Source organism: Arthrobacter sp. ATA002, assembly GCF_026898095.1.
In the GTDB taxonomy this organism is placed as follows: domain Bacteria; phylum Actinomycetota; class Actinomycetes; order Actinomycetales; family Micrococcaceae; genus Arthrobacter_B.
The window spans coordinates 3,037,761-3,048,870 of record NZ_CP114015.1 but is presented as its reverse complement, the minus strand read 5'-3'; the positions used below and the strand labels follow the sequence as shown (position 1 = coordinate 3,048,870).

At 64.6% G+C, this 11,110-nt stretch carries 10 protein-coding genes; all 10 read left to right on the top strand.

Annotation, left to right across the window (positions count from 1 at the left end; translation table 11 throughout):
* The first annotated feature begins 46 nt into the window (after window positions 1–46).
* The 10 genes from OL239_RS15025 (at window position 47) to OL239_RS14980 (ending at window position 11,107) form a co-directional block, all read left to right on the top strand.
* The gene (locus OL239_RS15025; RefSeq protein WP_329609245.1) at window positions 47–2,647 is read left to right on the top strand and encodes an AAA family ATPase; all 2,601 of its coding nucleotides are present in this window, start codon (window positions 47–49) and stop codon (window positions 2,645–2,647) included.
* 103 nt (window positions 2,648–2,750) lie between these two features.
* The gene (locus OL239_RS15020) at window positions 2,751–3,029 is read left to right on the top strand and encodes a response regulator transcription factor (protein ID WP_268909588.1); all 279 of its coding nucleotides are present in this window, start codon (window positions 2,751–2,753) and stop codon (window positions 3,027–3,029) included.
* Window positions 3,026–5,431 carry an ATP-binding protein gene (locus OL239_RS15015; RefSeq protein WP_268909587.1) on the top strand — a complete coding sequence of 802 codons (2,406 nt, stop codon included), beginning with the start codon at window positions 3,026–3,028 and terminating at the stop codon, window positions 5,429–5,431. Before OL239_RS15020 ends, OL239_RS15015 begins: the two co-directional genes overlap by 4 nt.
* Complete coding sequence (locus OL239_RS15010; protein WP_268909586.1) at window positions 5,362–5,793, top strand: LuxR family transcriptional regulator; 432 nt, start codon at window positions 5,362–5,364, stop codon at window positions 5,791–5,793. The genes OL239_RS15015 and OL239_RS15010 overlap by 70 nt, the downstream gene beginning before the upstream one ends.
* 451 nt (window positions 5,794–6,244) lie before the next feature.
* Window positions 6,245–7,351, top strand: coding sequence for a hypothetical protein (locus OL239_RS15005; RefSeq protein WP_268909585.1), 1,107 nt, complete (start codon window positions 6,245–6,247; stop codon window positions 7,349–7,351).
* Complete coding sequence (locus tag OL239_RS15000; protein ID WP_268909584.1) at window positions 7,351–7,785, top strand: sugar transferase; 435 nt, start codon at window positions 7,351–7,353, stop codon at window positions 7,783–7,785. The genes OL239_RS15005 and OL239_RS15000 overlap by 1 nt, the downstream gene beginning before the upstream one ends.
* Before the next feature lie 44 nt (window positions 7,786–7,829).
* Window positions 7,830–8,282, top strand: coding sequence for an adenylyltransferase/cytidyltransferase family protein (locus tag OL239_RS14995; protein WP_268909583.1), 453 nt, complete (start codon window positions 7,830–7,832; stop codon window positions 8,280–8,282).
* A 15-nt stretch (window positions 8,283–8,297) separates the two neighbouring features.
* Complete coding sequence (locus OL239_RS14990) at window positions 8,298–9,560, top strand: DUF1972 domain-containing protein (RefSeq protein ID WP_268909582.1); 1,263 nt, start codon at window positions 8,298–8,300, stop codon at window positions 9,558–9,560.
* Between the two features lie 188 nt (window positions 9,561–9,748).
* Window positions 9,749–10,351 (top strand): CDP-alcohol phosphatidyltransferase family protein, encoded by a 603-nt coding sequence (locus OL239_RS14985; RefSeq protein ID WP_329609244.1) that lies wholly within the window; start codon window positions 9,749–9,751, stop codon window positions 10,349–10,351.
* Between the two features lie 366 nt (window positions 10,352–10,717).
* Window positions 10,718–11,107: a hypothetical protein gene (locus OL239_RS14980; protein ID WP_268909579.1), complete on the top strand. Its 390-nt coding sequence runs from the start codon at window positions 10,718–10,720 to the stop codon at window positions 11,105–11,107.
* The last annotated feature ends 3 nt before the right edge of the window (window positions 11,108–11,110 follow it).

Genomic DNA, 11,110 nt, shown 5'->3' with positions numbered 1-11,110 from the left:
ACGCTGAACCTGAGTAATGGGTCCGTTGCGCTGGTGATCGGTACTCGTGTTCCTGCTGTTAGCGTCTCCTACGCTTGCGGCAGACATTGAACATGAGCCTCTTCCGGCGGGAAATCAGCGCCGGGCGGAGCCACCGGCAGAATCGGGTCTCACCGTGCACAACAGTATTCACCCGTCACGCGTTCGTTCTTCCGCAGTACCCGGAGCAGCGGGTGCAGCACCCTCTAGCCAGGCTCTCCGGCAGGACGAGGCTGCGAGGGAAGACCAGAGTGCTCCGTCGCGATTTGTCGGCCGGCGCGCTGTCACCCAAACGATTCAAGAGCGGCTTGCATCGGGAGGCGGAGCCGGATGTATCCTCGTGGGGGAACCGGGCAGCGGCAAGACAACCCTGATCCATCACGTGCTGAGGCAATTGAGCTCCGACACCTATGTTGTCCACGTTCGCGGGTCGGCGTTTTCCGGGCGCACTCCGTTCGGCGCACTGACCTTTCTCCTGTCAGAACTGGAATCGGACATTTCCTCGCATCCGGTGCTGATCCTGCGCGGACTGACACGGCTTATCCGGGAGCGGGCAGAGGACCGTCCCGTCCTGCTGGCCGTGGACAACGGGGAGGACCTGGACGACTTCTCCGCCATGGCGCTCAGCCAGATGGTCCTGAGCAGAACGGCGGGCCTGCTGGCCTGCTTCCGCGACTTCAGCCGGGCACCTGCTGAGTTCACCGGCCTGTGGCGGGAAGGCATCCTCTCCCGGGTGGACCTGGAGCCCCTGGATTTGGCGGAGACCGCAGAACTGGTGTCTGCGGAACTTGGCGGACCCGTTTCCGGGGTGGCTGTGGCCGATTTGCACCGTCATGCCGGGGGCAACCCGCACCTGCTTACCCTGGGCTGCAGGGATTACCGGGAGAGCGGACGGGTGAGCCACAGCGGACAGGTCTGGGTTTTGGAACCGCACCAGCCTGCACCCGCCGGACGTGTTGCCGAAGCGGTGCTGGGGCGTCTGGACGGGCTGACCGGACGACAGTTGACGCTGGTGCGCACCGTGGCCCTGTCGGGCTCGCTGCCGCTGGGCGTAGCCCTGCATGATACCGACCCCGGCGAAGTGGACATCCTGCAGGAACAGGGGATCCTCGCCGTCGAAAGGCAGAGCGTGCCGCGCATACGGATCCGGAACGAGGTGCTGGCCAGCGCCCTCTGCCTGTCCCTTGATGTCTCCGAACGCGGCCGGCTGCTGGAGGAGCTGCGGTCCGCTGCGGCTGCCCATTCGCTGTCGGTATCCGAGGCAGGGGCTTCACCGGAAAGCGGAGACGCGGATCCTGCCTCTTCCGTCGTGGAACCGTCACGCCTCGCCGTGTGGCGGCTGGACAGCGGCGAGTCGCTGACCCCAGATGCCGCCGTTGCGGCTGCACGGGATGCCAACTCATCGGGCGACCCGGAACGGGCGCTGCGTTTCCTCTCGTCCCGGGAGGACAGCGCCAGGACTCCGGGTCCTCTCCTTGAACTGGTTTCCGCCCGGATGATGAGGGCGGAATACGGCGTCGCACTGGCCGCACTCAGCAGCTACCGAAGCCGGGGGAAGGGTGCAACTCCGCTTGAGGAAGTTCGTCTGCTGCTCACGGAAAACAGGGTGCTGTGCATGGCTGCCACGGGAGCTTTGTCGGGTGCGCTCCCCGCCGGGGCACTGCCCGCCGGGACTGCAAAGAAGCACGGCGAACTGCTGCGCCAGGCCGAACAGCGCACCGCGGAGCTCTCCGAGGCGGGAAGCATCAGCCGGGCTGACACGGCCGCCCTCAACCGCGACATGGTCCTGGCCCGCGCCGAATGCAACTCGAACCACGGACGGTTCCTCGAGAACGCGGCCTACCTTGCGCCGCTGCAGGCGGCCGCCACCGGACGCGACAAGGGTTTCCGCGTCCTGATTGGTTCCTGGCTCTGTGAAGCGCTCGGGATGACGGACCGCCAGGACGAAGCCTTGGAGCTGGCCCAGGACGTTGAGCGGCTCCTGGCCGAGCCGGACGTGGGCGTCGATGACCGGAGCACCTCCGTTACCCGGATCATCCTCGTTTATCTGGCCATCGGAGCGCTGCACGATGCGAGGCGGCTACTCGCCCAGCAGCGGGCGCAGGGACAGGCCGCGCTGTCTGCGGGAATGTTCGGGGAAGTGGGCCAGGGACTGCTGCACGCATACTCCGGCGATGCCGAGAGCGCCCTGGGCTGCCTCGTGCCGGCCGTGGCACAGCTTCGGGTCGGCGGACCGGAATCCATGATCCCGCTGGCCGCGGCCGCTGCAGCATACTGTTTCGCGCTGCAGAAGGACAGCGCCGGTGCCGACGCGTACCTGCAGCTCAGCGGCAAGGCGTCGGATGGCGGTCCCTGGACGGTCCGCCGCGGCGCGCGGCACTTCGCTGCCCTGGCCGACGGCGCCCTCGGGTCAGCCCAAGCCGCCCGCCGCTTCATTGAACTGGCCGCCCATGACCACCGGAGGGGAGCTTACTCCTACGAACTGCTGTCCCTGCTGCACGCCGTGCGGGTGGGGGACGTGGAAAGCCTGGACCGCATTCTGACCGTTGCCGCCCACCAGCAGGAGCGTTCGCCAGGATGTGCGAGACGTACGCGAAGGGGGCCGGCAGCTATGACGCGCAGCTGCTGATCCAGGCGGCGGAAATGGGGGAAGCCGCCGGCCATGTGCTCTTCGCCCGGCAAACCTCCGAACGCGCGCTGGCCGTTGCCTCAGGGGCGGGGACCGGGCGACCGTGCGGTTCATCCACCGCAGCCGGCGCGGCACGGGTTCCACGGGAACAGCGGAGGGGAACGATTCCGCAGACGAGTACCTCGGCGCCCTGACCTTCCGGGAGCGGTCGATTGCGAAGATGGCCGCCGCTGGCACGAGCAATAAAGCCATTGCTGCGGAGCTGAACATCTCGGTGCGCACCGTCGAAGGGCACCTGTATCAGGTCTACTCCAAGCTGCATGTGGGCAGCAGGCGTGAACTTGCCAAGATGATCACCGACAAATCCGGGGCGCACAAATGATTGGCACGGTTCCTTCCGGCGGGCGCGGCGCACCGCTGCTGCTGGGCCGGGACAGGGAAGTGCAGGAGATTACCGCCCGTCTTCTGGAACCCGGGCTGCGCGGAGCCGTCGTTGTGGGAGCCGGAGGCATGGGAAAAACGGCGCTCGCGGACCGCGTCCTGGAACGATTGGACGGGATTGTCAGCGCCTCCTTCATCCACGGCAGCCCGGTGTTGTCCCGGATGCCGTACGGCGTGCTCTCTCCTTATCTGGAGGCGGCCGGCCCGAAGGACATGGAGTCCCCGCTGGCGGTCCTGCGGACAATCCGCCGCCACTTCCGCCGAATCAGTGAGACGGGCAGCCCGCAGCCGCTGCTCGTGATCGACGACGCCCACTGCCTGGATGAATCTAGCTGCCATGTGTTGACCCAGCTGGCAATGTCCGGCGAGCTGCGGCTGCTGGTCCTGACGCGTCCCCGGGCACGGCGCATCCACGAGCTGCTCTCACTGGCCCGGGACGGGCTGCTCGCCCGCATCGACCTCGGCGCGCTGTCAGCCGAAGCAGTCCACGAAGTGTGTGAGGATGTCCTGGGCGGTCCGGTGCTGCGGGCAACCTCAGCTCTGCTGGCTGCGGTGTCCGGCCGAAACCCCCTGTACCTGAAGGCACTGCTTGCCCAGTCCCGGAGGCTGGGACTCCTGGCGGAGGTCAACGGTGCATGGTTCCTGCGCGGTGAACCCGACGGTCTGGACGCCTCAGTGGTGGATCTGGTTAAAGGCCAGCTGGCGAGCCGGACGCCGGAGGAGCGCGGGGTCCTCGAAACCCTGGCGCTGGCGCATCTGCTGCCCCGGTCCGTCCTTATTGCTGTCAGTGGCCCGGCGCCGGTGCATGCCCTGATCGCCGATGGGCTTCTGCAGCCGGGTCCGGGGGCGGCTGAACTGCTGTGCCTGTCCCAGCCGCTCCACTCCGAAGTCATCCGGTCCCTGGTGCCGACGGTCCGCAGCGCGGCGATCCGTTCCCGGGTGCTGGCCGCTCTGGAGAACGGGGCGGGCGGCGAGCCGTCCGGTCCGGGTGAGGAGGAGGCCTGGCTCCGCCGGCTGGAGTGGGGCCTGGACTGCGGCGACACCATCGCGGATGTGCAGCTGCTCAGGGCAGCGCGAACTGCGAACGACGCCGCGCGGTCATCTCTGGCGGCCCGTTTTGCTGCCGCGGTGACCGGCCCTGCGCACATGCTGCCGGCACGGGTGGAATCCGCTGCTGCCAGAGTGCAGTCCGGAGACCTGGCACAGGCGCGGATACTGCTGGAAGGAATCCTGGAGCCCGGGCAGCGAACCCTCGCACAAGACGCTGAAACCCTGGACCGTGCAGCGCTGGCCGCCACCCGGCTGATTCTTCGCTCGGGACTGCCCGGACGCGACCTCGAGGAGCTTGCCGATGCCTGGTGTGCGGCGTCGGGTGAACTCTCGTTTCGCAGCGACAGCACCGGACAAACGGCCACTGCCGTTGACGCCGGCGCTGAGTTGCTGCGCAGCATGGCGCTGATGACGGAGGGCGACTACACTGCCGCCCTGGCCCGGCTCACCTCCCCGGCCGGCCAGCAGCTTCCGGTGTCCGGCGGCTCCGACCCCCGGCGGAGCGTGGTCTTCCACGGTCTGCTGGCCGAGCTCCTGGTGTCCCAGGGGCAGATCAGCGCCGCGTTGGAGCACTCGCGCGGCGCGCTGGACCTGATTGGGCGCCTCGGCGGTCCGCTCCAGGCCTACTGCGGCGCATCACTTGCCAAGCACGCACAGGCGCTGCTGCACGGCGGACGGTTCGCCGAGCTCGAGCGCCTCCTCGAGGCCAAGCTGGAGTCTGCTCCGCAGCACCTGATTGCCTACGGCGGCACCATGGGAGTCTTCGAAGGGGCGGTGGAAATTCACCAGGGCCGGCTGCGCGAAGGGCTGCAGCGCCTGCACCCGGCTGTGGAAGCCCTCCGGACTTCGGATCCGGAAATGCTGCTGCCCTATGCGCTGGGGCTGGCCGGCTACGCGTCGACAGTTGTTGGGGACCATGCCCAGACGGCACGGTACGCGAAGAACTGCGCGGCGTCGGCTACACCGGCCCCCGCCCGCTGTGGCTGGTGGGCCAGGCGTATGCCGCCGCCGCCCTGGCCTCCGGCGAGCCGGACGGCAGCGTTCCGGAGAAGCTGGCCGAAGCGGCAGAGCAGGCGCGGACCGGAGGATTCCTGGCTGCCGAGAAAGACATCCTGGAGCTGTGCCTCGCCGTTGGTGATCTGCGGCAGGCCAGCCGGCTGCTGGAAGTCAGCGCTGCTTTCGAAGGCGGTGAGGCCCAGGCGCTGCATGCGTACGCAGGGGCCGTGGCGTCCGGGAACCCGGACCGGATGGTTGCTGCGGCGGATGAAGCGGTCCGGCACCGCAAGTACCTGATTGCGGTGGAGAGCATCGGCCACGCCATCAGGTTCTACGGCGCGCACGGCAACCTGCGGCGCCAGCGGGCCCTCATCCAGCAGCTGCGCCGCCGCCGCGGGGAGCTCGCCGGCGTCACCGTCTCCTACCTCAGTCCCTCGCTTCATCTGGTGCGGCTGACCCGCCGCGAACACGAAATTGTCGACCTGCTTCTTGCCGGTGCCAGCACTAAGGACGTGGCGGCCCATTTCACCCTCTCCCAACGCACCGTGGAGGGCCATGTCTACCGGATCTACGTGAAGCTGGGGATCAGCCGGCGTGCGGACCTCGAAGGGGCTTACCTGGCGCTTGAACCGGGTGCCAGCTCCGCTGTCCTGGACTAACCGCCTTCGCGCCCCGGCGTCCCCGGCAAGCTCCCTGCCGGAAGAATAAGCAAGCTGCGGGCGTACCTGATTTCCGCCTGCGCCCCCTCGATGAAATGTGTCAACCCAAGTAGTGGCAGGTATATCCCCGGCAGAGGGAGAAGTCACTGCCGGGACACGAGTAAGCATTACTCGTGCCAGCGATATGTGCCGCTTCTAGTCTTTGTTGTGTTGATTGTTCCGCGGGGAAATAAATGCGGATAAAAATGGTACACGGTGCTTTGTTTTCCGGGTATTTTCCGGAGCGAATATCTTCCGCATAATTCCAATTTTCCGTCCCCGCAATCAATCATCCGGCGCCACCGGCGCCGGTCCCCCGAGCGGGGTCGACGGCGTCGAAGCCTCTTGAGACCAAGGCTTCCCCCCAGCCGTCGTCGGCCCCTTCGGAAGACTCTGGGCTTGAGGGGCTCTGATGACCGATCTGAAAGATGCCGGGGTCCGGCTGGACCTCAACTTCCCTGCCGCACCTATCGCCTTTCCGAACTTCAGGAGCTTTGTTCCTGCCAGTCAGAGGGTGGCCAGCGACAGCCTGAGATGGACCAACCGCTACCGCAGAATCCTGTTGGCGTTCGACGCCGCGGTGGTCGTTTCAGTGATGACTCTGGCACACATTGTTCGGTTCGGCCTGACCCAACCCTCAGTAAATGCGGGCCCCATAGCACTTCCGTACACGCTGATCTCCGCGGCCATTGTCGTTTTCTGGCTGGCAGCCCTGGCCGGGTACGGCAGCCGGGACGCCCGAATCGTGGGACACGGTGTGGATGAGTACAAGCGGGTTGTGGGCGCAACTGTCACACTGCTGGGCTGCCTTGCCATGGCATGTCTGGTCTTTGGAATAGACATTTCCCGCGGGTTCTTTGCGCTGGCTTTTCCCACCGGGGTGTTCGGCTTGATCTTCAGCCGGTGGATGCTGCGCCGCTGGCTTACCGCCCAGAGGAACAAAGGACGCTACCTTTTCAAAGTGGTTGTGCTTGGCAAGGCCAAGGACGTCAAGTACGTTGCGAATCAGATTCAGCGAAAGTCCGGGTCCGGCTACCGTGTTGTAGGAGTCGCGCTGACCTCCGGTCAGGGGAAGCCCGGCTACCTGGCGGTGAACGGGCAGCTCATCCCTGTGGTCGCGAACCGTGACACGGTGGTAAGCGCCGTCCGCCAGACACGCGCCGATGCAGTGATCGTCGCCGGGTCAATGAAGGGCGGAGCCTCCTACGTCCAGGAGCTGGGGTGGGAGCTGGAAGAATCTGCCACCCAGCTGATTCTGACCACCGGCTTGACCAACGTCGCAGGTCCCCGCATCCATTCCCGGCCCGTGGAGGGCCTGCCACTGATGCATGTGGAGCTGCCGCAGTACACCGGCGCGCGGCACGTCCTTAAACGAACCCTGGATATTGCGGTCTCGGGCCTGGCACTGCTCACACTTCTTCCCGTCCTTGTCCTCCTGGGCATGCTGATTAGGAGGATAGCGCCGGGCCGGTCATTTTCCGCCAGGAACGTGTTGGGCGCGGCGGCGAAAAATTCCTGATGTACAAATTCCGCTCGATGGTGGAAACCGCTGAGGATGATCTCGCCGGCCTGTTGGAGAACAACGAAGGAAACGGACTGCTCTTCAAGATGCAGCGTGACCCGCGGGTCACGAACGTCGGCCGCTGGATGCGCAAGTACTCCCTCGATGAGCTCCCGCAGTTTTGGAATGTCTTCCTGGGCAACATGTCCCTCGTCGGGCCGCGGCCACCCTTGCAGCGCGAGGTGGACCAGTACAAGAACCGGGTCCACCGAAGGCTGTACATCAAGCCGGGGATCACCGGGATGTGGCAAACGAACGGCCGTTCCGAACTGAACTGGAAGGACGGAGTGCGGCTGGATCTCTACTACGTGGAGAACTGGTCCCTGGCAGGTGACCTGATAATTCTCTGGCGCACGCTGCTTCAAATGATACGGCCGGTTGGTGCGTATTGATCACACCCCCAAAGCCACCACACAATCCCTGCACTGGAGGAAGCATGAGTAAGCGAATCGGCTACGCCGCAGGCGCCTTTGACCTGTTCCACATAGGACACCTGAATATTCTTCGCCACGCGAAAAGCCAGTGCGACCACCTCATTGCGGGTGTCGTTTCAGATGAGCTCTGCATCGCGCGAAAAGGCGTCAAGCCGTTCATTCCCCTAGTTGAGCGACTGGAAATCGTACGCAGCCTGGAATTCGTTGACCAAGCGGTGGCTGAGGTACACCCGGACAAGCTCCACATGTGGAAAGAGCTGGGGTTCAACGTCTTCTTCAAGGGGGACGACTGGCGGGGAACGCCCCAAGGCACTGCGCTGGAGGAGATGTTCGCCGGGGTTGGCGTCGAGGTCGTCTATTTCCCCTATACCGTGCACACCTCAAGCACTTCACTTCGCAAAGCCTTGGAGATCCTCAACGGCTCTCAGCCACGTCTCAGAACCAATAGCCGCTAAACAGAAAACGTAAGGATGACCATGCTGGGGAAACGTCCGGTCAAGGAACGCATAAGCATCGCCCTGCTGGGAACGCGAGGAGTCCCTGCACGCTACGGTGGTTTCGAAACGTGCATTGAGGAAGTGGGGAAAAGGCTGGTTGCGCGGGGCCACCGCGTCACTGTCTATTGCAGGGACGCCCCCGACGCCAACAAATCGGAAACTGAGTACCTGGGCATGGACCTGGTGTATCTGCCGGCACTCAAGAAGAAATCGCTGGAAACTCTCAGCCACAGCGGGCTTTCCGCTGCGCACCTGGCCGCCCACCGAACCGACGCTGCCATAGTGTTCAACGCCGCAAATGCCCCCTGGCTGCCCGTCATCCGCGCAGCCGGAATCCCGGTAGCCACACACGTTGATGGCTTGGAATGGAAGCGGGCCAAGTGGGGGCCGATAGGCCAACGCTATTACCGCATCGCCGAAAGCGCCTCCGTCCGGCTCTCTGATGCCCTCATTGCGGATGCCCAGGGCATCAGCGACTACTACCGTGAGGAGTTCGGTGCCGACACCACGCTGATCTCCTATGGGGCACCCCTTATTGAGCCCGGCAGCATCGACAAGCTCGGGGAGTTGGGGTTGATGCCGGACCAGTATCATCTGGCAGTTGCCCGGCTGGAACCGGAAAACCACGTCCACCTCATCATCGAGGGATATGTCCGCAGCGGGGCGGCGTTGCCATTGGTCGTGGTTGGCAGCGCTCCCTATGCGGGTATTTACACCCGCAGTCTTGAAGCCCTTGCTGATTCAAGGGTCCGACTCGTAGGCGCAGTCTGGGACCAGGAGCTGCTGGACCAGCTTTACGCCAATGCCAGGATCTACTGGCACGGCCACTCGGTGGGAGGAACCAACCCCTCGCTGCTTCGAGCCATGGGAGCCGGTACTGCAGTCAACGCCTTCGACGTCAACTTCAACAGAGAAGTGCTCAAGGACGCTGGCGAATTCTTCAGTACCCCCGCAGACGTTGCCAACCTGGCCGATAAAGCCGAACAATTGCCGCACACTGCCACCGAACGCCGCCGGACATCTCGCACATATGCGGCGACCTACGACTGGGACGACGTTGCGCTGCGGTACGAGGATTTGGCGCTCCGGCTCGCGGCCGGTGAGAAGCGCCGTTCCGGCGGATTCCGACGCCGCTTCCGTGCGGCTCCTTCCGCAGCAGCCCAGAACCCGACGTCGCCCGACCCTTCAAGCCGGGCATCTGCTGCACGCAGTGCTGCACCCAAAGTCGGTGCCTGATGAGCCACAACGTACATGCTGGCCGCGCATCAAATACCCGGGACGGCAGATCGGAGCCAAGTTATGCATCGACTGTCCGTTCCCTCGCCACAGCGCAAAAAGCGGCGGCTTCGGGCGCACCTGCATATTCACTTTTCATTAACCGGAGGGCTGGCCGTTACCTGGCTGCCGCCTGCCACCGTTGGGGAATGACGCCGAATCTGGTGAGTGCGGTCAGCGCCGCCTTCACCCTCACCGGCATCCTGACTCTGGCCCTGGCCGGCCCTTCATGGATCAGCGCAATAGCCATCTGGTTCTGTTTGGCACTGGGGTACGCTTTCGACTCCGCGGACGGGCAGGTTGCGCGGCTTCAGGGGGGCGGTTCGCTGGCGGGTGAGTGGCTGGACCATTTCCTGGACAGCATTAAGCTCTCCACTCTCCACCTGGCCGTGGCAGTGTGTGCATTCCGTTTCTTCGACCTCCCGGATGCACGTTGGCTCCTGATACCTCTGGGCTTTACGGTGGTAGCCAACGTCTCGTTCTTCGCAATGATCCTGAACGACCAGTTAAAAGCAGGCCACGCGCTCAAGACCGGCAGGACAGCACCGAAAGGAGCAGGGAATTGGCGGCGGTCGGTGCTGCTGATCCCCACGGACTACGGCGTCCTGTGTCTGCTATTTCTCTTTACCGCGCTCCCTGTGTTCTTTATACCCCTTTACACTGCCATGTTTGCCGTGAACCTGGCCCACCTGGCCCTTGCCTCCGTCAAGTGGTTCGGGGACATGAAGAGGCTGGGGGTGCCGGCAGCATGAGGAACACCAAGACGGGCCGGCAGGAGCCGGGGTCCGGGGCTGCGCCGCTGGCGCGTTGCGGCCGCATGTGCGGCCGGGGTGGCCGTGGTCCTCGGGGTTGTCCTTTTCATCAATGCCGAGAATGGGCGAGGCCCGGCGGCCGTCGTTTCTCCCAGTCCCTCGTCAACAGGGCCGCCTTCGGAGGCGGCGGGATCTGCTCCTGCGGTCGGGACCACCGGCCCTTCGGAACCCGTGACGGGTTCGAGCTCTACACCTGATCCCGGGACACCGGAATCCGATACCGGCCCGGCGGCAGATGAGCCGCCGGGTCCGGCAGCCGCGGGAGATGCCGAACTCGCAACTCAGGACCGTGCCGTTGCGGACCCGGTGGAAATATCAACAGATTCAAGCGCAAACGCCGGTATTGATATCAGGGTCACCGGAATGGAAGCGGTTGATGGTGAAGCAGAAGGGATTGGCGAAGTTGCCGGACCCGCTGTCAGGTTTACCGTCACCGTCACCAACAACAGCGGCAGCCCCATCGATCTTGCCAATGCGGTTATGACCGTCGAAACGGGTGCTGACAAAGTACCGTGTACGCAGTTGAGCGGGCCTCAGGCAGAGCCTCTGCCCTCTGCGGCGGAACCAAGCCAGACAGTTACCGGCAGTTACGTCTTTTTGATTCCGGTTGAGACCCGGGACCTTGTCACCGTTTACCTGAGCTACTCCGTTGACGCACCAGTGGCCGCGTTCGAAGGGGAAGTTCCCACACCATGAGGG